The sequence below is a fragment of the Roseobacter sp. SK209-2-6 genome (assembly GCF_000169455.1).
Taxonomy (GTDB): Bacteria; Pseudomonadota; Alphaproteobacteria; order Rhodobacterales; family Rhodobacteraceae; genus Pseudophaeobacter.
Window position 1 is genome coordinate 72,494 of record NZ_AAYC01000011.1, and the last position, 24,214, is coordinate 96,707.

20 protein-coding genes are annotated in these 24,214 nt (G+C 59.6%); 13 read left to right on the plus strand and 7 right to left on the minus strand.

Features of this window, described 5'->3' with window-relative positions; translation table 11 throughout:
• Positions 1–77 precede the first annotated feature (77 nt).
• The 7 genes from RSK20926_RS16215 (at position 78) to RSK20926_RS16245 (ending at position 6,991) form a co-directional block, all read left to right on the plus strand.
• Positions 78–1,421 (plus strand): Na(+)-translocating NADH-quinone reductase subunit A, encoded by a 1,344-nt coding sequence (locus RSK20926_RS16215; protein WP_037255421.1) that lies wholly within the window; start codon positions 78–80, stop codon positions 1,419–1,421.
• 3 nt (positions 1,422–1,424) lie between these two features.
• Complete coding sequence (locus RSK20926_RS16220) at positions 1,425–2,624, plus strand: NADH:ubiquinone reductase (Na(+)-transporting) subunit B (RefSeq protein ID WP_008208345.1); 1,200 nt, start codon at positions 1,425–1,427, stop codon at positions 2,622–2,624.
• A complete protein-coding gene (locus tag RSK20926_RS16225; protein WP_008208347.1) occupies positions 2,617–3,423 on the plus strand; it encodes a Na(+)-translocating NADH-quinone reductase subunit C in 807 nt (268 codons plus the stop codon). Before RSK20926_RS16220 ends, RSK20926_RS16225 begins: the two co-directional genes overlap by 8 nt.
• Entirely contained in the window at positions 3,423–4,076 is a 654-nt protein-coding gene (locus RSK20926_RS16230; protein ID WP_008208348.1) for an NADH:ubiquinone reductase (Na(+)-transporting) subunit D, read from the plus strand. Before RSK20926_RS16225 ends, RSK20926_RS16230 begins: the two co-directional genes overlap by 1 nt.
• On the plus strand, positions 4,076–4,684 hold the full coding sequence (gene nqrE, locus RSK20926_RS16235) for an NADH:ubiquinone reductase (Na(+)-transporting) subunit E (RefSeq protein ID WP_008208349.1): 609 nt from the start codon (positions 4,076–4,078) through the stop codon (positions 4,682–4,684). The genes RSK20926_RS16230 and nqrE overlap by 1 nt, the downstream gene beginning before the upstream one ends.
• Before the next feature lie 16 nt (positions 4,685–4,700).
• On the plus strand, positions 4,701–5,924 hold the full coding sequence (nqrF, locus tag RSK20926_RS16240; RefSeq protein ID WP_008208350.1) for an NADH:ubiquinone reductase (Na(+)-transporting) subunit F: 1,224 nt from the start codon (positions 4,701–4,703) through the stop codon (positions 5,922–5,924).
• A gap of 215 nt (positions 5,925–6,139) precedes the next feature.
• The gene (locus RSK20926_RS16245; RefSeq protein WP_008208351.1) at positions 6,140–6,991 is read left to right on the plus strand and encodes a hypothetical protein; all 852 of its coding nucleotides are present in this window, start codon (positions 6,140–6,142) and stop codon (positions 6,989–6,991) included.
• Between the two features lie 23 nt (positions 6,992–7,014).
• Here RSK20926_RS16245 and RSK20926_RS16250 read toward each other — a convergent pair whose 3' ends face one another.
• The 5 genes from RSK20926_RS16250 to RSK20926_RS16270 form a co-directional block, all read right to left on the minus strand.
• Positions 7,015–7,464, minus strand: a complete 450-nt coding sequence (locus RSK20926_RS16250; protein WP_008208352.1) for an Lrp/AsnC family transcriptional regulator — start codon at positions 7,462–7,464, stop codon at positions 7,015–7,017.
• 233 nt (positions 7,465–7,697) lie between these two features.
• A complete protein-coding gene (locus tag RSK20926_RS16255; RefSeq protein ID WP_008208353.1) occupies positions 7,698–8,870 on the minus strand; it encodes a M24 family metallopeptidase in 1,173 nt (390 codons plus the stop codon).
• On the minus strand, positions 8,860–10,053 hold the full coding sequence (locus tag RSK20926_RS16260; RefSeq protein WP_008208354.1) for a diaminopropionate ammonia-lyase: 1,194 nt from the start codon (positions 10,051–10,053) through the stop codon (positions 8,860–8,862). Before RSK20926_RS16260 ends, RSK20926_RS16255 begins: the two co-directional genes overlap by 11 nt.
• 95 nt (positions 10,054–10,148) lie before the next feature.
• Positions 10,149–11,288, minus strand: coding sequence for an amidohydrolase (locus tag RSK20926_RS16265; RefSeq protein ID WP_008208355.1), 1,140 nt, complete (start codon positions 11,286–11,288; stop codon positions 10,149–10,151).
• Positions 11,289–11,475: 187 nt separating this feature from the next.
• A complete protein-coding gene (locus tag RSK20926_RS16270) occupies positions 11,476–12,327 on the minus strand; it encodes a LysR family transcriptional regulator (RefSeq protein ID WP_008208357.1) in 852 nt (283 codons plus the stop codon).
• A 418-nt stretch (positions 12,328–12,745) separates the two neighbouring features.
• Between RSK20926_RS16270 and RSK20926_RS16275 the strand changes: the two genes are divergently transcribed.
• A complete protein-coding gene (locus RSK20926_RS16275; RefSeq protein ID WP_037255423.1) occupies positions 12,746–15,094 on the plus strand; it encodes a methyl-accepting chemotaxis protein in 2,349 nt (782 codons plus the stop codon).
• Positions 15,095–15,153: 59 nt separating this feature from the next.
• Here the strand turns inward: RSK20926_RS16275 and RSK20926_RS16280 are convergent, their stop codons facing one another.
• The gene (locus RSK20926_RS16280) at positions 15,154–16,242 is read right to left on the minus strand and encodes a helix-turn-helix transcriptional regulator (protein ID WP_008208362.1); all 1,089 of its coding nucleotides are present in this window, start codon (positions 16,240–16,242) and stop codon (positions 15,154–15,156) included.
• A 130-nt stretch (positions 16,243–16,372) separates the two neighbouring features.
• Between RSK20926_RS16280 and RSK20926_RS16285 the strand changes: the two genes are divergently transcribed.
• Entirely contained in the window at positions 16,373–17,401 is a 1,029-nt protein-coding gene (locus RSK20926_RS16285) for an alpha/beta hydrolase family protein (protein ID WP_008208364.1), read from the plus strand.
• 82 nt (positions 17,402–17,483) lie between these two features.
• Here RSK20926_RS16285 and RSK20926_RS16290 read toward each other — a convergent pair whose 3' ends face one another.
• Positions 17,484–18,854: a formimidoylglutamate deiminase gene (locus RSK20926_RS16290; protein ID WP_037255477.1), complete on the minus strand. Its 1,371-nt coding sequence runs from the start codon at positions 18,852–18,854 to the stop codon at positions 17,484–17,486.
• Positions 18,855–18,937: 83 nt separating this feature from the next.
• On the opposite strand from RSK20926_RS16290, the gene hutI reads away from it, so the two are divergent.
• Genes hutI through hutU form a run of 4 tightly spaced genes read left to right on the plus strand, consistent with a single transcriptional unit; the run spans position 18,938 to position 24,178 of the window.
• Positions 18,938–20,149 carry an imidazolonepropionase gene (hutI, locus tag RSK20926_RS16295; protein ID WP_037255479.1) on the plus strand — a complete coding sequence of 404 codons (1,212 nt, stop codon included), beginning with the start codon at positions 18,938–18,940 and terminating at the stop codon, positions 20,147–20,149.
• Positions 20,150–20,160: 11 nt separating this feature from the next.
• A complete protein-coding gene (gene hutH, locus RSK20926_RS16300) occupies positions 20,161–21,699 on the plus strand; it encodes a histidine ammonia-lyase (RefSeq protein WP_037255482.1) in 1,539 nt (512 codons plus the stop codon).
• Positions 21,696–22,499, plus strand: coding sequence for an N-formylglutamate deformylase (gene hutG, locus RSK20926_RS16305; RefSeq protein WP_008208370.1), 804 nt, complete (start codon positions 21,696–21,698; stop codon positions 22,497–22,499). The genes hutH and hutG overlap by 4 nt, the downstream gene beginning before the upstream one ends.
• Positions 22,496–24,178: a urocanate hydratase gene (hutU, locus tag RSK20926_RS16310; RefSeq protein ID WP_008208371.1), complete on the plus strand. Its 1,683-nt coding sequence runs from the start codon at positions 22,496–22,498 to the stop codon at positions 24,176–24,178. Before hutG ends, hutU begins: the two co-directional genes overlap by 4 nt.
• Positions 24,179–24,214: the final 36 nt, after the last annotated feature.

Genomic DNA, 24,214 nt, shown 5'->3' on the forward strand with positions numbered 1-24,214 from the left:
ACTATTTGCAGGCCGAATCCGAAATTTCGGCCAGGACATGCCGGCGCTGAACCGGCAGCAGAGAAGAAGAGAAACCGTTGCGGCATTACAAGCTACGAAAAGGACTCGAGCTTCCGGTAGAAGGGGCTCCGGCCCAGGAAGTTCACGAAGGTCCAGCAGTCAGGACCGTTGCCCTCTTGGGCAGCGATTACCTGGGTCTTAAACCCCGCCTTGCGGTGCAGGAAGGCGATGTTGTCGCCGCCGGTACCCCGGTCTTTGCCAATAAGGATACCGCCGCAGCGCAGGTGGTCTCTCCGGTGGCCGGCCGCGTCAAGGCGGTGAACCGCGGTGCGCGCCGGGTTCTGATCAGCGTCGAGATCGAAGTCGATCCCGCTGCCGCAGAGCCGGTAGACTTTAGCGCCGTTGGTGATGTCACCACCGCTGAAGGCCTGGCAGAGCGCTTGTGCGCTGCTGGCCTCTGGACCTCTTTCCTTACCCGGCCCTATTCCAAGGTGCCCGACCCTGAAAGCCGCCCTGCGGCTCTTTTTGTAACCGCGATAGAGTCCGAGCCGCTTGCCGCAGATGCTGCTCTGATCATCAAGGAGCAGAAAGAGGCCTTCGCGGCTGGCCTCAAGGCCGTGGCGATGCTGAGTGAGGGCAAGACCTATCTTTGCCAGGGCGCAGGCGAGGCCCTGCCCGGCGCCGATCTGCCCGGCGTCGAAGCCGCCAGTTTTGAAGGCCCGCACCCCGCAGGCCTGGCTGGCACCCATATGCATTTCCTGGAACCCCCCACCGCGGCCAAGACCGTTTGGAGCATCGGCTATCAGGATGTGATCGCCATTGGGCACCTGCTGCTCACCGGCAAGATCAACTCCGAGCGTGTGATTGCCCTCTCCGGTCCGCTGGTTGGCCAGCCACGCCTGCTGCGCACCATTCAGGGTGCATCGATGGCGGATCTGACCGTCGGCGGGATCGATACTTCGGTGCCAGCGCGGATGATCTCCGGCTCGATCCTGTCGGGACGTGCCGGTGAAGGTGCTGATGGTTATCTGGGACGCTACGCCCGTCAGGTGACCGTGATCGAGGAAGACCAGAAGCAGATCCCCATGGGCTGGATTCGCCCCATGGCCAGCAAATATGCTGTGCAGCCGGTGCTAGGGTCCTTGTTTTCCAAGAAACTCTATGCGCTGACCTCGAACCTGAACGGCGGCCGCCGTGCCATGGTGCCAACCGGCACCTTTGAAGAGCTGATGCCGCAGGACTTCCTGCCGACACAGCTGCTGCGCGCTTTGCTGGTGATGGACACCGATCAGGCGCAGGCGCTTGGTGCACTGGAGCTGGACGAAGAGGACCTGGGCCTCGTCGGTTTCGCCTGTCCCGCAAAATATGAATATGGTCTCGCCCTCCGCGACAGCCTCACGAAGATCGAGAAGGAGGGATAAGCCTTGGGTCTGCGTAATTTCTTCGACCGCATCGAGCCGAACTTTACCAAGGGCGGCAGGTGGGAGAAGCTCTTCCCCGTCTATGAGATGGTGGAAAGCTTCCTCTACACCCCGAAGACGGTCACCACCGCGGCGCCGCATGCGCGCTCCTATGTGGATATGAAGCGGATCATGACCTATGTGGTCATCGCCACGATCCCCTGTATCCTGATGGGTCTCTATAACACTGGCCTGCAGGTCAATACCGCCATCGGCACCTATGGGGCCTCGGGCTGGCGTGCCGCAATCATCGAGTTCCTCGGCATCGGTTTTGATCCCCAGAACCCGATTGGCAATATGGTGCACGGGCTTTTGTACTTCCTGCCGATCTATATCACCACGCTGGTGGTGGGCGGCATCTGGGAAGTGCTCTTTGCCACCGTGCGCGGCCATGAGGTCAACGAAGGCTTCCTGGTGACCTCGATGCTCTATGCGCTGATCGTGCCGGTGAGCATCCCGCTCTGGCAGGTGGCTCTGGGCATCTCCTTTGGCGTGGTCATCGGCAAAGAGGTTTTTGGCGGCACCGGCAAAAACTTCCTGAACCCGGCCCTCACCGGCCGTGCCTTTCTCTATTTTGCCTATCCGGCCTATATGTCCGGCGACACCATCTGGACGCCTGTTGACGGTTTCTCTGGCGCGACCGCGCTGTCGGTTTCCGCTTCGCAGGGCTTTGATCAGCTGGCGGCCAATGGCGTTACCTGGATGAACGCTTTCATCGGCACCATTCAGGGCTCCTTCGGGGAGACCTCGACCCTGGCCTGCCTCATCGGCCTGGCCTTCCTTCTGATCACCAAGATCGCCAACTGGCGCCTGATCGTCGGCTGCATGGCGGGCATGGTGGGCTTCTCGCTGCTGCTCAATGCTATCGGGTCTGACAGCAACCCGATGTTTGCGATGCCTTGGTACTGGCATCTGGTCACCGGCGGTTTTGCCTTTGGCATGGTCTTTATGGTCACCGAACCGGTTTCCGCCAGCCACACCAATATGGGCCGCTATATCTACGGCGCGCTCATCGGCTTCATGGTGGTGATGATCCGGGTGATCAACCCGGCCTTCCCCGAAGGCATGATGCTCGCCATCCTGTTCGGCAACGTCTTTGCGCCGCTGATCGACTACTTCGTCGTGCAGGCCAATATCAAACGGAGAGCGAAGCGCCATGTCTGAAGCTCAAAACAAGGGTGCAATCCAGCGCTTCCTCGAAGCCTCTCCGGATTCCACCGGCAAGACCCTCTTTGTCGCCATCGCCCTGTGCCTCTGCGCCTCGATGATTGTTTCGGCAGCTGCTGTTGCCCTGCGTCCGACGCAGGAGATCAACAAGCTGAAGGATAAGCAGGTCAACATCCTGCAGGTCGCGGGCCTTTATGAGCCCGGCGTTGACATCACCGAGGCTTTCGCCGCCTCGTTTGAACCGCGCGTGCTGGAGCTGGCCACCGGCCGCTTCACCGACCAGTTCGACGCGGCGACCTTTGACGACCGCGCATCCGCCGATGATCCGGCGACCTCCATCGCGCTGGAAGAAGACCCGGCTTCGATCGGGCGCCAGTCCAAGTTCATGACCGTCTACCTTCTGAAGGATGACGCAGGCGAGATCGACAAGGTGATCCTGCCGTTGCATGGCTACGGCCTGTGGTCGACGCTCTATGGCTTTATCGCGGTTGAGGAAAACGGCAATGACATCTTCGGTCTGCAGTTCTACAGCCATGCAGAAACTCCCGGCCTCGGTGCTGAGGTGGACAACCCGCGCTGGAAAGCGCTCTGGAGTGGCAAGCGTCTGACCGACGAAAACGGTGATCTGCAGATCACCGTGGCCAAGACCGCCCCGGCGGCGGGTGCCGATTTCCACGTCGATGCGCTGTCCGGTGCAACGCTGACCTCGGTTGGTGTCGATAACCTGGTGCGCTTCTGGATGGGTGAAACCGGCTATGCGCCCTTCCTCGCCAATCTCAAAGCAGGAGATTTCTGATGGCCCAGACACGCAGGGAAATGCTGCTCGACCCATTGGTCGACAACAACCCGATCACATTGCAGGTGCTGGGCATCTGTTCCGCCCTGGCGGTGACCTCCTCGCTGAAAGTGGCGCTGGTGATGACCATCGCGGTGACCTTGGTGACGGCGTTCTCGTCGATGTTCATCTCGATCCTGCGCAATCAGATCCCCAGTTCCATCCGGATCATCGTGCAGATGGTGATCATCGCCTCCTTGGTGATCCTGGTGGATCAGGTGCTGAAAGCCTATGCCTTTGAGATCTCCAAGACGCTCTCGGTCTTTGTCGGGTTGATCATCACCAACTGTATCGTAATGGGCCGCGCCGAAGCCTTTGCCATGAAGAACCCGCCTATGGCTTCTTTCATCGATGGCATCGGCAACGGGCTGGGCTATGGTCTGATCCTGATGCTGGTCGGTTTCTTCCGCGAGCTTTTCGGCTCTGGCAGCCTCTTTGGGGTCACAATCCTGGAGACCGTGAACAACGGCGGCTGGTATGTGCCAAACGGCATGCTGTTGCTGCCGCCCTCGGCCTTCTTCATCATCGGTCTTCTGATCTGGGGTTTCCGCACCTGGAAACCGGAACAGGTCGAAGAGCGTGAACATAAAATTCAAACAGTTGAGGCCCATTGATGGAAGCGCTGCTGTCCCTTGCGGTCAAGGCGATCTTTGTTGAGAACCTGGCCCTCTCCTTCTTCCTCGGCATGTGTACCTTCATCGCCGTCTCCAAGAAGATCTCGACCGCGATCGGTCTTGGCATCTCGGTGATGATCGTGCAGTCGATCACCGTGCCCGCCAACAACCTGATCCTGACCTACCTGCTGGCGCCGGGCGCCCTGGCCTGGGCGGGCTTCGGTGAGGTTGATCTCACCTTCCTCGGCCTGATCTCCTACATCGGCGTCATCGCGGCGCTGGTGCAGATCCTTGAGATGGTCTTGGATAAATACTTCCCGCCGCTCTACAACGCGCTGGGGATCTTCCTGCCCCTCATCACCGTGAACTGCGCCATCCTCGGCGGCTCGCTCTTCATGGTGGAACGCGACTATGGCTTTGCCGAAAGTGTCACCTACGGCGTCTCCTCCGGCTTTGGCTGGGCGCTGGCGATCACCGCCATGGCGGGCGTGCGCGAGAAGCTGAAGTACTCGGACATCCCCGATGGGTTGCAGGGCCTCGGCATCACCTTCATCACCGCTGGATTGATGGCTATGGCCTTCATGTCTTTCAGCGGCGTGAAGCTGTAAGGGGAGGGCGGAACTGATGACAACTTTTGCTCTGGGCATCCTGCTCTTTACCCTGATCGTTCTGGCCCTGGTCACGATCATCATCGCGGCGCGTTCAAAACTGGTCTCCACCGGCAATGTGAACATCACCATCAACGGTGAGAAGACCATCTCGGTCCCTGCCGGCGGCAAACTGCTGCAGACCCTGGCGGCAGAGAAGCTCTTTGTGCCTTCAGCCTGCGGCGGTGGCGGTACCTGTGCGCAATGCCGGGTCAAGGTGCATTCCGGTGGTGGGTCGATCCTGCCCACCGAGGAAAGCCATATCACCAAGCGTGAAGCCTCCTGCGGCGACCGGCTCTCCTGTCAGGTGGCGGTAAAGCAGGATATGGACGTTGAAGTGCCGGAAGAAGTGTTCGGCGTCAAAAAGTGGGAATGCACCGTGCGTTCCAACGAAAACGTTGCCACTTTCATCAAGGCGCTGGTTCTGGATCTGCCCGAAGGCGAGGATGTGAACTTCCGCGCCGGCGGCTATATCCAGATCGAAGCCCCTGCGCATGCGCTGAAGTACACCGATTTCGACATCGAAGAGCAGTACCGCGAGGACTGGGACCGCTTCAATCTGTGGCAGTTTACCTCCACTGTCACCGAGCCGGTCGAGCGTGCCTATTCCATGGCCAACTACCCGGATGAAAAGGGCATGATCATGCTCAACGTCCGCGTCGCCTCGCCGCCTCCGGGCTCTGAGGGGATCCCGGCCGGTCAGATGTCGAGCTACATCTTCAACCTGAAGCCCGGCGACAAGGTGACGATCTCCGGTCCCTTCGGTGAGTTCTTTGCCCGCGACACCCAGAAAGAGATGGTCTTTATCGGCGGCGGCGCCGGCATGGCGCCGATGCGCAGCCATATCTTCGACCAGCTCAAGCGCTTGCAGAACCGCGACCGCAAGATCTCCTTCTGGTACGGCGCGCGTTCGAAGAAAGAGATGTTCTTTGTCGAGGACTTCGACCAGCTGGCGGAAGAGTTCGACAACTTTGAATGGCACGTGGCCCTGTCGGACGCGATGCCAGAGGACGACTGGAAAGGCTACACCGGCTTTATCCACAATGTTCTGTTCGAAGAATACCTGAAGAACCACCCGGCGCCCGAGGACTGCGAGTTCTACATGTGCGGCCCGCCGATCATGAACCAGTCGGTGATCAACATGCTGCTGGATCTGGGCGTCGACCGCGAAGACATCATGCTGGACGACTTTGGCGGCTAAGGCGCGCTGGATACGCTGTAAGAACAAGGGCGGTCCCTCTTGGGGGGCCGCCTTCTTTTGTTTCATGGCAGAGGGCCGCGCCTGCCCTTGAGCAGGTACGAATGCGCCCGCACGTGGCGCGGGTGTGACCCAGCTTTTTGTCTGGGTTTGGGTTGTTCTGCGAATTCAGGATAGTTCGGTGTCTGTGAGTATTGAAAACTAACCATAGGCTAAACATGAGTGATGAGAACGCCGTCGGCGAAACAATTTCGCTTGAAGGAAGACTAACAAGAAAAGACCTGCGAGGGTTAAGGCCTCGTGGGGCAATTCGTCAGTTTCATGCCGGGCGAGGGTGCCTTTTTGATATCAAAAAGGCGCGAGAACTCTGCACATGGCCCTCCATTCAGGAGGTTGAGCTCTGGTGCGATGTTACAAAGGCGGCGTTCCGGGAACTCATGTCGGTACGGGGTCTGGAAGAACTCCATGTTCTCAATCTTCGAACCCATGGGGGCTTGCAGGGGATGCCGCTACCGGCTTCGCTCAGCACGGTCGGGGTGGGTTGGGCCACAAGTGGAGATTTGCAACAGATTGCAAGGCTGACGGGATTGAAATCTCTGCGCGCAGAAAACTCCGGGCTTTCTACTCGTGCTGTTTCAGCACTTCTCGAGATGGACTCTCTCGAAAGCTTGGATCTGGGGGCGTCAAATCTGGATGACGGATTGGCAGAAACACTTTCTCATTCTGGCAGTATCCAAAGGCTGTTCATTCAGGGCACTAGGGTGACGAGCAGTGGGCTAAAGCGCGTCTGCGCCATGAAGCAATTGAGAGAACTTGATATCTGGGCGCTCAGAATCGAGGAAAAGGATCTTGAGATGCTCTCTGAGCTGCCGAATTTGGAGTATCTGTCGGTTGGCGGTTACGATAACCAAACCGAACTGACAGCAGAGGGCGTTTTGCCCAGGATAGAAAAGCTGCCCGCACTCAAAAGTATTTGGTTAGATGGGATTCGTGTCCCAGATGCAGATGTTTCGCGGCTTAGGGAAAAATACGAGCACGTGCAGGTTTCGTTTTGTGACTATTCTGAGTAGTTAAGATCAGTTCCCGTCCACTGCTAAATAATATCCAGCGAGACCTTCACCCGGTCCATCACCACCGAGGTGGTGAAGCGCGCCACGTTGGATTCGTCAAAGAGATACTCCTGGGTGAAGGCCTCATATTCCTTGATGTCGCCGGTCACCACGATGAGGATGAAATCCGCCTCGCCGGTGGCGTAGTAGCATTGCTGCACCTGCGGGGCCTCGCGCATGCGGCGTTTGAAGGTTTCCAGGTGGCCGCAGTTCTCGCGTTCCAGCACCACTTCGACAATCAGCGTCATTTCGCGGCCCAGTTTTGTGGGAGAGAGTACTGCGATCTCGCGCTCGACCACGCCAGTGTCGCGCAGCCGTTTCAGCCGTTTTTGCACCGCAGGCGGGCTAAGGCCGACTTCGGCGCTCAGCGCATCGGCGGTGAGCCGGGCATTGCTCTGCAGCAGTTTCAGAATCTCGCGGTCTTTTTCATCCATGGGGTGATAAAGATCACAAATGGGGGTGCAGGCAACCAAATTCGTCACCCCTGCGTGAGTATTGCGGCGATTTGGAGCCTCATCACTGTAAGTAGCAACGCTTGCAGGAGATCCCAAGGTCAGGCGCTGCCCCTTCAAAAGGCCGGGCAGCGCCTGTCAAGAAAACCGTTTCGGATTCTCAGAACGAGGCTCTCGGTGCCATTTGAAGGGGGCGGTCTGCGGTCATTAGGGTATCAGCCCAGAACCGGGAGTTCCGGCGCGGCGCGTTTGGTCAGCATCTCGGCGCCGTCAGCGCGGATCACGATGTTCTCCTCATGCACCATGATGCGGCCCTGGCCGTAACCGAGAGAGGGCTCCAGCGTCAGCACCATGCCCTCTTTCAGCTCGGTCTGGTCAAAGGCTGCATGCGAGGGCTGTTCGGTCAGCTGCATGCCGAGGCCATGGCCCAGCCGCCCGATGTCGCCGCCCTGATCATCCATCTCCGCAATGACGCCCTGCATCGCCTGGAAGAGGCCGCTGCAGCTGTTGCCGGGACGCGCGGCGGCAAACCCGGCTTCTGTGGCGCGCCAGAGGGTGTCATAGGCGCGGCGGGACAGATCGTCCGGCGTGCCTATGGCCCAGTTGCGGTCAAAATCGCAAAAATAGCCGTCCCAAGTAGAGCCCGTGTCCAGCATCAGGATATCCCCTTGCTGCAAGGGCCGGCGCGAGGGCGGGGAGATCACATCCTCATAGCCGCCCTGATCGGCGCCGCCGACCAGATAGGGCACATCATCTGCACCCTGCAAAAGCGCTTCGCGGCGGTAGGCGCGAAAGACCTCCTCCAGCGGCATGCCTGCCGAGACAAATTCCGGCACGCGCTCGAATGTGGCGGAGCCTATGCCGCAGATATGGCGCAACTTGGCGACCTCGGCCTCGGATTTCACCATGCGCAGGCCCTGCACCAGAGCGGTGGCATCGCCGAATTGCAACCCGGGCAATTGCGAGACCAGGCGCTCCCAATCGCCAAGCGGCATGCGCCAGCCGGTCTCATGGCCCTTCATGATCCCCAGTGTGGCGCCGCGTTCCGCCAGAGGCGACAACAGCTCCGTCAGCAGCGAGATGCCGTCATTGGCAGGGTTGGGGGCGCTCCAGGTTCGGATGTCTTCGACCCAGGTCTGGCGCATCAGCGCCGCGCCGATTTCCGGGATCACCGCAATGGGCTTGCCGCTGGCGGGCAGAAACAGGAACCAGGGCCGGGTCGGGCTTTGCCAGAACAGGGTGTGGAAACCACTGAAATAGCGCACATCCGGCTCGCTGAGCAGCAGGATCCCGTCGAGCCCAGTCGCTGCCATCAGCGACTGGGCCTTTTCGGTGCGGGCCGCAAATTCCGCGGTCTCAAACCCGCGGGAAGGGGCGTCAGGCCGCATCCGCACCCTCCATGATCTGCGCGAAGATGGCCGGGTCGGTCACACCCTCAGAGCCGATGAGCAAAACGCGGGAGTTTGCGTCCAGGCCCAGCTTGGCAGAGAGATCCGCGTCCTGCCGCGCTGCGATCAGGGCGGCGAGGCCCGCAATGGCGCTTTCGCCGGCCTCAATGGCCTCATCGCCGGGCAGTGGGCGGGCCAGCAGGCGCACCGCCGGGGCCACCAGGCTTTCGGGCATGGTGAGGAAGTCATCAGCCTCTTCGCTCAGCACTTCCCAGGCCATGCCGGAGGGCTCGCCGCAGGAAAGGCCCGCCATCAGGGTTTCTTCCTGGATGGCAAAATTGGTGGCCTCGCCGTTGCGCGCGCTCTCAAAGAGGCAGGCAGCCAATTCAGGCTCCACGATGACCACGCGTGGACCTTCTTTGCCCCAGTGCTGGCGCAGGCCCGCGACGACGCCCGCCGCCAAGCCGCCGACGCCGCCCTGCAGGAAGACATGGCTGGGGGGCGTGCCAAGACTGTTGCAGATCTCGCTGGTCATCACGCCATAGCCGGCCATAACGTCGCGGGGCGGTTCGGAGTATCCCTCCCAGGAAGTGTCGGAGACCACGAACCAGCCGTTTTCTTCGGCCTCGGTCTTGGCCAGCACCACGGATTCATCGTAATCTCCAGTGATGCGGATCACCTCGGCGCCCAACTCTCGCATGGCTTCGGCACGGCCTTCGCTGACCTCGGCGTGGATATAGATCCGGCAGGGGGCGCCAAAGCGCTGGCAGCCCCAGGCGAGGGAGCGGCCATGGTTGCCGTCGGTGGCAGAGACCAGGGTGATCTTGGCCGCCTCGTCCTTGTATTTGCCCAGGCGGATGTCTTCGAGGCTGACTTCCTGGCCCAGCTTGGCCGAGATCTGGCGCTGCAGCACGCGCAGTGCTGCGTAAGAGCCGCCAAGCGCTTTGAAACTGCCAAGGCCAAAGCGTGGACCTTCGTGTTTGTAGTGGATCTCACCCACGCCGATGGCGGCGGCGAGGGCCGAAAGAGAGACCAGCGGCGTGGGCGCATAGCCCTCCCACTGGGTGATCTCGGCGCGGGAATTGGCGAAATCCTCGACTGAGAGGACCCGGAAGGCGGCGTCACCCTCTTTGCGGGTGGCGGCGATATGGCCCAGTTTGGCAGCAGGCAGAAGATCTGACATCGGACGGTCCTTTGGAGTTTGAAGCGCGGGATCCGGCCAGACCGGCCCCGGTTTTTTGCGGTATGCGATTAGGCCCCGCAGGGAGTGGGGCCGGATTATGCGGGCAGGCGGTTGCGCACCAATGCGGCCCAGAGGTCCGAGCCGATCGGCAGGAGTGCGTCGTTGAAATCATAATCATCGGAATGCAACGGCTGGCCTTGGGGGCCCTCCTCACCATTGCCCAGAAGCATAAAGCAGCCCGGAACCGCAGCGCAGAAATGGGCGAAATCCTCGGAGAAGCTCATCGGTGTGCGGTTGCTGATGGTGTCGAGATCCATGCCGCGCGCCGTGGCGGCCACCGCAGCGGTGGGCTCTGGGGCGTTGATGGTCTCGATGAATTCGGTGTTGAATGTCATGTCTGCCGAAATGCCATGGGTGGCGGCTACGCCTTGCACGATCTGGCGCATGAAGCGCTCGACGGCCTCACGGTCTTCCGGCGCACGGGCGCGCACGTCGCCTTTCAGCGTTGCGGTGCCGGGCAGAACATTGCGCTGCCCGTCGGTGAGGAACTCTGTCACCGAGACAACCGCTCCGGCACCGGGTGCCAGTTTGCGCGAGACGATTGTTTGCAGCGCCAGCACCAGCTCCGCGCCCACGGTGATGGCATCCACCCCGACCTGCGGCATCGAGGCATGCCCGCCCTGGCCATGAATAGTGATCTCAAACAGGCTCTCGCTGGAGCAGATCAGCCCCGGCCGGGTGGAGACCTGACCCAGCGGTGCTCCGGGCAGATTGTGGATGGCAAAGACCTCTTCCATCGGGAAACGTTCCAGCACGCCCTCAGCAATCATCGCCTTGGCGCCGAGGCCGTGCTCCTCATTGGGCTGAAAGATAAAGACCACGGTGCCGTCAAAGCCGGGATCGGCGGCAAGCTTCTCTGCCGCCCCCAGGAGCATGGTCATATGGCCGTCATGGCCGCAGGCATGCATGACGCCGGGATTTTGCGAGACATAGCCGTGGCTGCTGGCCTCAGTGATCGGCAGCGCATCCATATCGGCGCGCAGGCCGATAGCGCGATTGCCGCTGCCCGCCCGCAAAAGGCCGATCACGCCGCAGCCTTCGTCATGCACCTCAAGACCCAGGCCGCGCAGATGCCGGGCGACCTTCGCTTTGGTGCGGTGCTCGTCAAAGCCCAGCTCCGGGTCCTGGTGAAAGGCCTGACGCATCTGGGTCAAACGCTGGTGCAACTCATCCATGTTTTACGCTCGTCAATCGAAGGTTTGCATTGGCAATCAATGTAGCCCGGTTAGGCGACTAATGGCGTCAAAGTTTCAGCAGGCTGGCAGAGAAAAAGATCATGCTTGGGGTGTTCCGTGCGGAAAAACGGAATTCCGGTTTGCTCCTGCGCACTTCCCCGCTGACACTCTCTATGAGAATGCGCCGCTATTCAGAAACAGAGCGCAGATCAGACAGACAGGATGCCACTTGCTGGTGTTGCTCCCGGGCGGGGCTGTCTTTCCTGCTGATCAGATAGCAGGGCAGGGAGAGTGGCTCGGATTGAGGCAGAAGGATCAGGCGGCCCTCTTCCAGGTGGGGGTCAACCAGGTATCGTGGAAAGAGCCCTTGACCACCACGTTTGAGCATATACCGCAAAGCCATGAGGCAATTGCCGAGAAACAAGTTCTGGCCTGTTTGCTGTGGAATGCGCTGTTGTACTGCGTTTCTGTAATGCTCACCCAAGTCGAGATTGATGAACAGCTGATCCTCTGCCCGGCCGCTTTCAGGAGGGGTCGCAACAGGAAGTAGGAGTTCTGGGGCAAGCTGCTGATGTGAAACCCGTGGATCGCCTGATTTTTCATGGCTGAGGGCCAGATCCAGGATATGGTTGCCGACCGCTTCGCCCATATCCAGCGTGTGATCAAAATTCAGCGCAAAAACCAGCTTGCCAAAACCTTGCTCTAACGCGATGGCAAGATCCACCAGCAGCGGGTCCCAGATGCTGAGTTGCGCGCCAACCCGGAGCGAAAGGCGGGAAGTCATGCGATCAGGCAATTCAGTTGCTGCGATTTTCCAAAGGCTGACCATCTCCTGGGCGAAGGGACGGAACTCTTCACCAAATCGCGTCAAAGTGCTGCCAGAGGCGCCGCGTTCAAAAAGCTTGTTTGAGAGCGCATCTTCCAGGGTGCGAATACGGGCGCTCACAGTTGTCTGTGGAAGATTCAACTGGCGCGCGGCTGCGTGAAAGCCGCCGTGTTCGATAATTTGAAGAAAGGTTTCTATCGCTGCCATCTGCATGAGATTGATATTTCATATCCTTGGCTCTGTTTCAATTTCCACATTTGGATGACAAAAAAATTTACGGCACCGAAATTTGTTTGAGGTTGTTCTGCCTGCAGCTGTTCAGCGGTTTAGCCAGGCATCTCGCTCTGAAGAGGGGTCAGAAAAGGTGACACGGTTCAAGAAAATGCTTCGCGAATCGGTCAAAATGCACAGAGAGAGATTTCCGGAAAGGTTAAAATTTTAAATTATTTGAAAATATCTGAATCATCCAAAAGGATATATGCAGGATCAAAATGAAACCTAATTAGCCGAAAAATCCCTTTTTTAAATGCATGAATTAACGGTGAAACAATCCTAGGCTGCAGTTGTCGAGTTGTTAACTAATTGGGGTGCAGCTGGGAGGTGAAAATGCGCCAAGTGAATGAGGAATGCCATGTTAGACATGCGATCGATGAAGCTTTCTAAGAAATTACCGCTCTTTATCGTAAGCTTCAGTATATTCATTGCTGCCGCTTTGATCAGCATCAGTGTGTATAATGTACAGCGATATGCCTATTCCAATATTCAAAATCAAATGTCTTCTTTGGTTTCTGATAGAAAAGCTGCAATCAAACAGCTTATGGAAGGTGTCGATTCCGATCTGATGACCCTTGCAGCATCCCCTGCAACCTCCGAAGCACTGGAAGCTTTTAGCAAATCCTGGGCTGGTCTAGGAGGGAATGCAGAAGCAGCTCTGCAGAAATCCTACATTACCGATAACCCGAATGAGACCGGGTCCAAGCACCTGATGGATCGGGCACCGGGTAGTGAGGCCTATCATGAGGATCACTACCACTATCACTCCGGGCTCCGCACGCTGATTGATACCAAAGGTTACTATGATGCTTTCCTGATCAATCTAGAGGGCGATATTGTCTATTCGGTCTTCAAGGAAATGGACTATGCGACAAACCTTATGAATGGTGCGTATAAGGATTCTGGCCTGGGCCAGGTTTTCCGGGATGCAAAGCGCGGTAAACAAGGGGGGGTCTATTTCAACGACATGAAGCCCTATGCGCCAAGCTTTGGGGCCGCTGCAGCCTTTGTTGCCTCCCCGGTTTATAATCTGAAAGGCAAGCTGGTTGGTGTTGCTGCGCTGCAGATCCCGGTTGCGATGCTGGGTCAGATTGTCAACAACGTCGAAGGGCTTGGCGAAACCACGCAGATTTATCTGGTTGGTTCCGATCATCTGGCACGCACAACTTCCCGTTTCGAAGGTGGGTATCAAGTGCTGGATCAGATGCCTGCCAGCGAACATATTGCTTCCGCTATGGATGGTAACAGTCATTTCTTTGAGGCGGCGACGGGGCTGGCCGGAAATGCGGCGGTCGCCTTTACCCGACCTCTCGACTTGGGCAATGCAAATTGGGCTATCATTGCGGAGCAGGACGTGAGTGAAATCATGGCTCCGGTAAACAACAAGCGCAATATACTGGTTGGGGTTGGTATTGGCGTATCCATCCTCATGTCAGTGGCCGGCATGCTGTTTGCCCGTTCTATCACAGGACCCGTTGGCCGTATTTGCGAACAGATGAACGCGGTTTCCGCTGGTGATCTGGAGACCGAAGTGACCTCCGCCTCCCGTGGGGATGAGATCGGCGATATCGGTAAGACATTGGTTTCTATGCAGGCCGACCTAAAGCAGGCCCGGATCGCAGAAGATGCGCGCCGTGAGGACCAGAAGGCTCAGGCAAAAGTGGTCGAAACACTCAGTGCAGGTCTGCTGCGCCTGTCCAACGGCGACTTCTCTGAAGTGATCAGAGAAGCCTTCCCCGGCGAGCATGAAAAGCTGCGGGCCGATTTCAACAAGACCGTTGAAACGCTAAGCAATACCGTAAGCCAGGTCATCGACAACGCCTCGAGCATTAGCAATGGTGCCGCTGAAATCAGCCAGTCCTCGGATGATCTCTCTCATCGGACCGAAAGCCAGGCGGCAACACTGGAAGAGACCGCAGCGGCCCTGGAAGAGCTGACCGCATCAGTCAAATCCGCTGCTGAAGGCGCCCGTAGTGTGGAAAACATTATGGGAGAAGCAAAAGCCGAGGCCGAAAATAGCGGTGAGGTTGTCCAGAGCGCGGTTGCGGCAATGACCGAGATCGAGCAGAGCTCCTCCAGCATTGCACAGATCATCTCGGTGATTGACGACATCGCCTTCCAGACCAACCTCTTGGCTCTGAACGCCGGGGTCGAAGCCGCACGGGCTGGCGAAGCGGGTAAGGGTTTTGCGGTTGTGGCCTCTGAAGTGCGTGCCCTGGCGCAGCGCTCCTCTGATGCGGCGATGGAGATCAAGACCCTGATCGGCGACAGCTCCAAACAGGTGGAGCGTGGCGTGGATCTGGTTGGCAAGGCCGGGGAGGCACTACATAGCATTGTGGAACGTGTCAGCCATATCTCCAGCCTGGTGACCGATATCGCTGAGGGCGCGGTGGAGCAGTCCACCGGCCTGGGCGAAATCAACACCGGTGTGACCCAGCTGGATCAGGTGACCCAGCAGAATGCCGCCATGGTGGAAGAGGCAACGGCCGCAGGTCATATGCTGAAGACAGATGCGCAGAATCTGACAGAACTGGTTGGCCGGTTCCGGGTGAAGGGAGGCAGCGTTATTGCAGCTCCAAAACCCAGTCAGGCAGCTTCTTCAACGCCTTCGGCCCATGGGGAAGATGACTGGGCGATGGAGCCTGCTGCGGCTGCTGCCACGGCTGTGGATGGAAATGCGGCCCAAAAGATGTGGGATGATTTCTAAATACGCCTGACCTTACAGGACACGGGTTAACCGCTCTCTGCCTAGGTGGCTGGGGGCGGTTATCTATTTTTGGTGGGGCGGCTTGAACCCCTTTCCTGTGCTTTGGCACGACAGTCAGAAGGGGTTTGATCATAGGCTCTTTTGAACTCACGATAGAAATTTGACCGGGTTAGAAAGCCGGATTGCCGGGCGATTTCTCCAATGTTGAGCGTGCTGCCTCGCAGTAGGTTGGCCGCATGTTCCAGTCGAAAACCATTGACATATTGCGAGATATTCATGCCTTGGCTTTGATTGATTGCGGTAGAGAGTGAGCGTTCAGGGACATGAAGGCGGCGCGCCAGCCGTTGCACGGTGAGTTCGGGATCTAGGTATAACTGGGATTCCAGCAGTAGTTTTCGCGTTGCCTGCTCTAAACTTGCGGCTTCCCCCTGTTCGCCTGTATCGGTTTGTTGATCGGAGAGGGATACTCGGTTTGCGCGTGTCGATTGGGGCAATTTAACCAGCATGAGGATCAGCAGGGCGGCTAGGATGACAGAGCCAACCGACATCAATCCCATGGCATAGTGCAGATCTTGCAGGGCAAAACTCAGCGCTATCGCGCTGTCCAGAAGCAACAGGCCCGCCAGCAGGAAAATCGCCCAGAGCATCCACCGGCGTAGCAGGCGCGCGGTGTCGAACCTAGCTTGAATCAAAGCATCTGCACCCTGATGGTGCAGGCGCAGGATAAGCAAAAGGTACGCGGTATAGCTGAGGGCAATCAGCAAATCGACCAGCCCCGATAGCTCCGACCCCAGAATTTGGCTGCCGACAGAGATCAAAATGGCAAGTGTGGTGGCGATACTGATATGCCAGCCAATCAAACGTGAGGCGCGTCTGTCAGAAACAGCAAACAGCGCAAAGCCAATATAGGTCAGAGGCCCAGCAAACAACGGGAGTAGGCGCTGCAGAACGATCAGCTCGGAATATCCGTAGCCAAAGCGAAGCGAGACCAGTAGCGACTCCACTGCAAAAAGAAAAAACAGACCCGCAAAGACCCTGCTCGCCAGCGCATGGCCTATCTCCCGATGCCAGAGCAGCACCGAAACAGCAAAGCAGAGCGCTGCGGTGAACAGTGGGAGCGGCAGATCCAGTAGGGCGCTTTGACTCATTTGTCCTCTTTCTTGTCTCACTCTGTCCTGAAACCCGATTGAGGACAGGACAAACGCACTGATCGCATTGTTTCAACGATCTTCCTAGGCAATCTCCAGACCAGAACACATAGCAAACGGAGGATCCAACGTGAAAAACCTAGTCCTGTCAGCGGCCCTGACATGTGCCGCTCTGGTGCAGGCACTGAATGCCGCTCCCTATCAATCCGGGTTGTCCGACCTGAAAATTGCAGATGCTGGCGCGGAACGCCCACTGGAGGGATTTGTTTGGTATCCAACGCAGGAGGTCGAGGGGCAAGAGGAACAGCACAGCAGTATTGTCTGGGAAGGCAACATGGCCATTCCAGATGCCACCCCGGCAGAGGGGGATCTTCCATTATTGGTGCTGTCCCACGGAATGTATGGCAATGCTATGAACCAAGGTTGGCTGGCTGCCGCTCTCTCTCGTCAAGGCTATGTCGTTGCCACGATCAATCATCCTGGCACGTCAACTTGGCTGCGTGATGCAGAGCAAAGCCGCATGCTCTGGGAGCGGCCCAGAGATATTTCGCGCGTGATTGACCACTTTTTAGCGCCCTCTGCCGAGGCACTGCGGATAGATCCCGACCGGATCTATATGGCGGGACATTCTCTTGGCGGTTTCACTGCGATTGCTCTGGCTGGTGGACGATATGATGCGGCCCATTCCGCAACCTTCTGCGCTGCGCATTCCAGTGACCTCGCCTGTGGGGTTTTTGAGAGGTGGGAAATCGCAAAGACAGCGCAGGACCAGAGAGCGATGGAGGCAGACCTAACTGATCCACGGATTCAAGGTTTTGCGGTGTTTGATTTGGGAGGCACACAGAGTTTTGCCCCAGCCAGCCTTGGGTTAATCGAAAAGCCATTGCTGGTTTACGGTGCGCCCAGGGCAGCCGCAGGCCTCAATCTCGAAACAGAAGCGCGTGCTTTGGCTGCAATGGCCCCTAACGTGACCTATCGTGAACCCTCGGAGCTGGCCCATTTTGACTTTCTGGGGGTCTGCAAACCTGGCGCTGAAGAAATCCTGGCAGAGGAAAATCCGGGGGATGAGGTGGTTTGTTATGAGGGCGGTGACATGCGGCGCTCAGAGCAGAAAAAAATCGCGGCGGAGGTTCTGACGTTCTTTGAAAGCCTGCGCTGAGGGTGTTCTTAGCACTTTTGGAGAGGCCTGGTGCTCTGTCAATCAGACAATGCCTCTCCATCTTCTTCAAAGGATAGATCTCTTACAGGCTATCCACGAGTTCCTCAATGGCCTTGCGATACTGCTTGAGGATGCTGTCACGGGCGATGTGGCTTCCATCGCGTACCATGTGGCGGCCTCCGGACCAAAGATCTGTCACTACATGGTCCTTGGCAGCAAAGACCAACCCGTCCAGGATCTGTTCTGGCTGCAAGGCACAGAGGGCAGGGTCCTGGCTGTCGATGGCCACCAGATCAGCCAGCTGGCCGGTTTCGATCCGGCCTGATTTGCGTCCCAGCGCCTGCGCCCCTCCAGCAGCCGCGCCGCAATAGAGCGTCTGACCGACGGAGCCTTCGCTGCCGGGCACCAGCACATTGCGCGACAGGTCCCGCAGTCGCTGCGAATACTCCAGGGTGCGCAGCTCTTCGGTCAGCGAGATAAGCACATTGGAATCCGATCCAACCCCAAAAGCGCCGCCCGCCTGCAGATAGGTGGCCCCGTTGAAAGGCCCGTCGCCGAGATTGGCCTCGGTCACCGGGCAAAGCCCCGCTACTGCGCCGCTGGCGGCCATATTGCGGGTTTCTTCATCGGTCATATGGGTGGCGTGGATTAGGCACCAGTGGGCATCAACCGGTGCGTTCTCGAGTAGCCATTCGACGGGTCGCGCGCTCATTCCTTCGAGGACTTCCTGAACTTCCTTCGGCTGTTCGGCGATATGGATGTGGACCGGGCCCTCCCCATGGGCCTGCAGAACGTCCTCCAGGTCACGCGGCGAGGTTGCTCGCAGCGAATGCGGCGCAATGCCGACCCGGCAATCTGCGGGCAGCTGACCGGCGGCATGGGCCTTAGCCTGATCCACCAGCCTGCAGAAGCGGCTCATGTCATTGCCAAAACGCGCCTGGCCGCTTTCCAGGGGTTTTTCGCCCACTCCAGCATAGCTGTAGAGCACCGGCAGATGGGTCAGGCCGATGCCGGTCTCAAGCGCGGCCGCCATGATCCGGTCCGAGTGCTCCGCCAGGTTATCATAGGCGCTGCCATCTTTCTGGTGGTGCAGATAGTGGAACTCCCCAACCGAGGCATAACCCGCTTCCTGCATCTCGAGATAGACTAGGGCGGCTATGGCCTCGATCTGCTCTGGCGACAGCTGTGCGGTAAAACGATACATCAGATCGCGCCAGGTCCAGAAACTGTCCCGCCCCGCCATGCGGTATTCAGTCATGCCGGCCATGGCGCGCTGGAAGGCATGGCTGTGCAGGTTAGCGAGCGCTGGCAGCAGGGTGTCGACCTGAGTGTCGCCGGGCTGGGCCATGCCATCTGCAGCCAGCGTTGAAATATGGCCGCATTCAATCTCAAGCCGTAGATTTTCTGCCCATCCGCCGGGCAGCAGGGCGCGTTTTGCAAAAAGTGCCGTCATCATCCACCTCGATTTTATGTATAGACATATGCCATATTGATTTGTACTAGAAAAGAGAAGATTTGCACATCGAAGAGGATCAGATGCAGGCGGAAAACCAGGTTTTCACCGACTTGAGTGCGGCCACCATGGCAGATGGGGCTGCGGCCTATGGGCTGATCAATGCGGCTGCCATTGCGGTATCGGAGGGGAAGATCGCCTGGGTGGGCGCGGAACAGGACCTGCCCGCAGACTACGCTGCGTGGACCCGGCACTCGCTGGGCGGCCGGCTGGTCACCCCGGCGCTGATCGATTGCCACACCCATGTGGTGCATGGCGGCCATCGGGCGGTGGAGTTCGAGATGCGCCTCAACGGCGCCTCTTATGAAGAGGTCGCCCGCGCCGGCGGCGGCATCATTTCCACGGTCAAGGCAACGCGGGCCGCCTCAGTTGAAGATCTCATCGCCCAGGCCCTGCCGCGCGTCGATGCGATGCTGGCCGAGGGGGTCTCGCTGATCGAGGTGAAATCTGGCTACGGGCTAGACCGGAAGACCGAGCTCAACATGCTGCGCGCCGCCCGTGCGCTGGAAGAGCACCGCCCCATCCGGGTGGTGACCAGTTTTCTGGGCGCCCATGCGGTGCCAGTGGAATATAAGGACCGGCCCGAGGCCTATATCGCCGATCTCTGCATTCCGGTGCTGAAAGAGGCCCATGCTGAAGGTCTGGTGGATGCTGTGGATGCTTTCTGCGAAGGCATCGCCTTCTTGCCGGACCAGCTTGTGCCGCTCTTTGATGCCGCGCGCGACCTGGGCCTGCCGGTGAAACTGCATGCAGAGCAGTTGTCGAACCTGGGCGGGGCCAAGCTGGCCACCAGCTATGGCGCGCTTTCGGCGGATCACATCGAATACCTGGATCAAGCGGGCGTCGCGGCCATGGCCGGGGCCGGTACCGTGGCGGTGATCCTGCCCGGCGCCTTTTATACCCTGCGCGAAACCCAGGCGCCGCCGATTGATCTGTTGCGCGAGGCCGGCGTGCCGATGGCGCTGGCCACAGACAGCAATCCCGGCTCGGCGCCGATGACCTCGCTCTTGCTCACCATGAACATGGGCTGCACCCTGTTCCGCATGACTCCCGAAGAGGCTCTGCGTGGGGTCACCGCCCATGCGGCCCAGGCTCTGGGCCTGAAGGACTGCGGCCGAATTGCCGCCGGCCAGCGCGCTGACCTGGCTGTCTGGAACGCGGAACACCCGGCAGAGCTCGCCTACCGTATCGGTTTCAACCCGCTTCATGCCCGTATCTTTGGAGGCAAACTGTGACCACGCAATCCGTGACCACCCTGACCCTGACCCCCGGCGCCGTTTCCCTGGCCGATCTTGAGCGTGTCTTCCGCGAGGAATGCGCGGTGCGGCTGGATACCGCTTGCCGCCCGGCGATTGAGGCCGCGCAAGCGCGCATCGCAGCTGCGGCAGCGGGTGAGGCCGCTGTCTATGGCGTCAACACCGGCTTTGGCAAATTGGCCAGCGTAAAGATCGCAGCCGAGGATACCGCTACCCTGCAGCGCAACCTGATCCTCAGCCATTGCTGCGGTGTCGGCCCGGCGATCCCGCGCGCCCATGCCCGGTTGATGATGGCGCTGAAGCTGCTCAGCCTGGGGCGCGGCGCCTCCGGCGTGCGGCTGGAGCTGATCGACTTGATCGAGGCCATGCTGGAAAAGGGCGTCACCCCGGTGATCCCGGCGCAGGGCTCCGTCGGCGCCTCGGGCGATCTGGCGCCGTTGTCGCATATGGCGGCGGTGATGATGGGGGCCGGAGAGGCAGAATTCGGCGGCGCGGTCATGACCGGCGGCGAAGCCCTGGCAAAGGCCGGACTTGAGCCGGTGGTTTTGGGCCCCAAGGAGGGCCTGGCGCTGATCAATGGCACGCAGTTTTCGACCGCCTTTGCCCTGGCAGGCCTCTTCGGGGCCTGGCAGGCGGCACAAAGCGCCCTGGTCACCTCGGCCCTGACCACTGACGCCATCATGGGCTCCACCGCGCCTTTGCAGCCGGAGATCCATAGCTTGCGGGGCCATCGTGGTCAGATTGAGGCCGGATCGACCATGCGCGCGCTTTTGGCTGGTTCTGTAATTCGCGAAAGCCACCGCGAAGATGACACCCGGGTGCAGGACCCTTACTGCATCCGCTGCCAGCCACAGGTGGTGGGTGCTGCGATGGACGTCCTGCGCCAAGCCGCTACGACGCTGGAGATCGAGGCCAATGCCGCCACCGACAATCCGCTGGTCCTGTCAGAGGCCGGGCTGATTGTCTCCGGAGGTAACTTCCATGCTGAGCCGGTGGGATTCGCTGCCGATATGATCGCCCTGGCTGTGGCAGAGATCGGCGCCATCGCGCAGCGCCGCATCGCGCTGATCGTCGATCCGGTGCTCAGCCATGATCTGCCGCCCTTCCTGACGCCGAACCCGGGCCTGAACTCCGGCTATATGATTGCCGAGGTTACTACCGCCGCCCTGATGAGCGAGAACAAGCATCTCGCCAATCCTTGCGTCACGGACTCTACCCCGACCTCGGCCAACCAAGAGGACCATGTCTCGATGGCTGCCCATGGCGCGCGGCGCCTGGCGCAAATGGTGGAGAACCTGGAGCGCATCCTCGGCGTGGAGCTGCTCTGCGCCACGCAAGGGGTTGAGTTCCGCGCGCCGCTGCCCACCAGTGAGACTCTGCAGGGTGTCATGGCGCGCCTGCGCGCAGTGGTGCCGCCGCTTGGGGATGATCGTTATACCGCCCCGGATATCGAGGCAGCCTCTACTCTCATCGCCAGCGGTGACATCGCCAGCGGCACAGGCATCGGCATGCCGGAGCTGGGCGCATGATCGACCCCGTTGAAATCACGCGCGGCGACAGCCCCGTGGTGCTGGGCTTGCCCCATACCGGGACCTATGTGCCCGAGGAGGTCCTGGCCAGGTTGAATGCGCGGGGCAGGGGGCTGGATGACACCGATTGGCATATCCACCAGCTTTACGATGGGCTTTTGCCTGGTGCCACCACAGTGCGCGCCACTTTCCACCGCTATGTTATTGACGCCAACCGGGATCCTTCCGGTGTCTCGCTTTATCCCGGGCAGAACACCACCACCCTGGTGCCGCTCACGGATTTTGAAGGGCGTGACATCTGGGATGTGCCGCCGACAGAGTCGGATATCGAAGCCCGCCGCGCGGCGTTCCACGCACCCTATCACGCGGCGCTGGAGGCAGAGCTGCAGCGGGTGAATGCCAAGCACGGCTTTGCCATTCTTTACGACTGCCACTCGATCCGGGGGCAAATCCCCTTTCTGTTTGAGGGCGTGCTGCCGGATTTCAACACCGGCACCAATATGGGCGCGACCTGCGATCCTTTGATCGAAGAGCTGGTAGTCTCGCGCTGCGCCAGTGCCGAGGGCTATACATCGGTGCTGAATGGCCGCTTCAAGGGCGGCTGGACCACCCGCCATTACGGGCGCCCCGCCGAGGGGCTGCATGCGATCCAGATGGAACTGGCGCAAAGCACCTATCTGACCTTAGAGGCCGCCCCCTGGACCTATGACAGCGCCAAGGCAGTCCGCCTGCGCGCCCATCTCAAAGACATTCTTGAAAGCCTGGCCGCCTGGGCCCCGCAAACCGGAGGAAACTCATGACCGATCCCCGCAAGAACACCCGTGACATCTTCCCGCCCACCGGACCCGAGCTCAACGCCAAGAGCTGGATGACCGAAGCGCCCTTGCGGATGCTGATGAACAACCTGCATCCCGATGTGGCGGAAAACCCGCATGAGCTGGTGGTTTACGGCGGCATCGGCCGGGCGGCACGGACCTGGAAAGACTTTGACCTTATGGTCGAGAGCCTTAAGGATCTGGAAGAGGACGAGACCCTCCTAGTGCAGTCTGGCAAGCCGGTCGCCATCGTCAAGACCCACGCGGACGCACCCCGTGTGCTGATCGCCAACTCCAACCTGGTGCCCCATTGGGCCAATTGGGACCACTTCAACGAGCTCGATAAAAAGGGCCTGATGATGTACGGCCAGATGACGGCCGGCTCCTGGATCTACATCGGTACCCAGGGCATCGTACAGGGCACCTATGAGACCTTTGCCGAGGCGGGCCGCCAGCATTATGGCGGTGCCCTCACCGGCAAATGGATTCTGACTGGCGGCCTGGGCGGCATGGGCGGCGCCCAGCCTCTGGCGGCAGTCTTTGCCGGCGCTTGCTGCTTGGCGGTGGAGTGCAACCCCGACAGCATCGATTTCCGGCTGCGGACAAAATACCTGGACGAAAAGGCGGAGAGCCTGGACGAAGCGCTGGAGATGATCGAGCGCTGGACCGCAGCCGGTGAGGCCAAATCTGTCGGCCTCTTGGGCAATGCGGCCGAGATCTTTCCCGAGATCCTGCGCCGCGCCGAAGCGGGCGGTGCGCGCCCCGATATCGTCACTGACCAGACCTCTGCCCATGATCCGGTAAATGGCTACTTGCCGCTGGGCTGGACCATGGGCGAGTGGAAAGAGCGCCGCGAGAGCGACCCCAAGGGCGTCGACAAGGCCGCGCGCGCCTCCATGAAAGTGCAGGTTGATGCCATGTGCAAATTCCATGCCATGGGCATTCCTACCGTGGATTACGGTAACAATATCCGCCAGATGGCGCTGGAAGAAGGGCTGGAGAACGCCTTTGACTTCCCCGGTTTTGTGCCGGCCTATATCCGTCCGCTGTTCTGCCGCGGCATTGGCCCCTTCCGTTGGGCGGCCCTGTCGGGCGATCCGGAGGATATCGCAAAGACCGACGCCAAGATGAAGGAACTCTTCCCCGAGAACACCCATCTGCACAACTGGCTGGACATGGCGCGGGAGCGCATTGCTTTTCAGGGCCTGCCCGCGCGGATCTGTTGGATTGGCCTGGGCGATCGTCACAAGGCGGGACTAGCCTTCAACGAGATGGTCAGGAACGGCGAGCTGAAAGCGCCGGTTGTCATTGGCCGCGACCACCTGGATTCAGGTTCCGTGGCCTCTCCCAACCGTGAGACCGAGGCAATGATGGACGGCTCTGACGCCGTTTCCGACTGGCCTTTGCTGAATGCGCTGACCAATACCGCCTCGGGCGCTACCTGGGTGTCGCTGCACCATGGCGGCGGCGTTGGTATGGGCTTCTCGCAGCACTCCGGCGTGGTGATTTGCGCCGATGGCACGGATGCGGCGGCCAAGCGGCTGGAGCGGGTGCTGTGGAACGACCCGGCGTCTGGCGTCTGGCGTCATGCGGATGCGGGCTATGAGATCGCCAAGGACTGCGCCCGCGAACATGGACTGCGCCTGCCGGGGATCCTGGGCTGAATAGAAACGGCTTGAAGTCTGAAACTGCAACGAGTT

What these genes read in the sequence shown, in the direction of transcription:
- RSK20926_RS16225 (WP_008208347.1), top strand. Translation starts at nt 2,617, where the DNA reads ATGTCTGAAGCTCAAAACAAGGGTGCAATCCAGCGCTTCCTCGAAGCC.
- RSK20926_RS16230 (WP_008208348.1), top strand. Translation starts at nt 3,423, where the DNA reads ATGGCCCAGACACGCAGGGAAATGCTGCTCGACCCATTGGTCGACAAC.
- nqrE (WP_008208349.1), top strand. Translation starts at nt 4,076, where the DNA reads ATGGAAGCGCTGCTGTCCCTTGCGGTCAAGGCGATCTTTGTTGAGAAC.
- nqrF (WP_008208350.1), top strand. Translation starts at nt 4,701, where the DNA reads ATGACAACTTTTGCTCTGGGCATCCTGCTCTTTACCCTGATCGTTCTG.
- RSK20926_RS16245 (WP_008208351.1), top strand. Translation starts at nt 6,140, where the DNA reads ATGAGTGATGAGAACGCCGTCGGCGAAACAATTTCGCTTGAAGGAAGA.
- RSK20926_RS16250 (WP_008208352.1), bottom strand. Translation starts at nt 7,464, where the DNA reads ATGGATGAAAAAGACCGCGAGATTCTGAAACTGCTGCAGAGCAATGCC.
- RSK20926_RS16255 (WP_008208353.1), bottom strand. Translation starts at nt 8,870, where the DNA reads ATGCGGCCTGACGCCCCTTCCCGCGGGTTTGAGACCGCGGAATTTGCG.
- RSK20926_RS16260 (WP_008208354.1), bottom strand. Translation starts at nt 10,053, where the DNA reads ATGTCAGATCTTCTGCCTGCTGCCAAACTGGGCCATATCGCCGCCACC.
- RSK20926_RS16265 (WP_008208355.1), bottom strand. Translation starts at nt 11,288, where the DNA reads ATGGATGAGTTGCACCAGCGTTTGACCCAGATGCGTCAGGCCTTTCAC.
- RSK20926_RS16270 (WP_008208357.1), bottom strand. Translation starts at nt 12,327, where the DNA reads ATGCAGATGGCAGCGATAGAAACCTTTCTTCAAATTATCGAACACGGC.
- RSK20926_RS16275 (WP_037255423.1), top strand. Translation starts at nt 12,746, where the DNA reads ATGTTAGACATGCGATCGATGAAGCTTTCTAAGAAATTACCGCTCTTT.
- RSK20926_RS16280 (WP_008208362.1), bottom strand. Translation starts at nt 16,242, where the DNA reads ATGAGTCAAAGCGCCCTACTGGATCTGCCGCTCCCACTGTTCACCGCA.
- RSK20926_RS16290 (WP_037255477.1), bottom strand. Translation starts at nt 18,854, where the DNA reads ATGACGGCACTTTTTGCAAAACGCGCCCTGCTGCCCGGCGGATGGGCA.
- hutI (WP_037255479.1), top strand. Translation starts at nt 18,938, where the DNA reads ATGCAGGCGGAAAACCAGGTTTTCACCGACTTGAGTGCGGCCACCATG.
- hutG (WP_008208370.1), top strand. Translation starts at nt 21,696, where the DNA reads ATGATCGACCCCGTTGAAATCACGCGCGGCGACAGCCCCGTGGTGCTG.
- hutU (WP_008208371.1), top strand. Translation starts at nt 22,496, where the DNA reads ATGACCGATCCCCGCAAGAACACCCGTGACATCTTCCCGCCCACCGGA.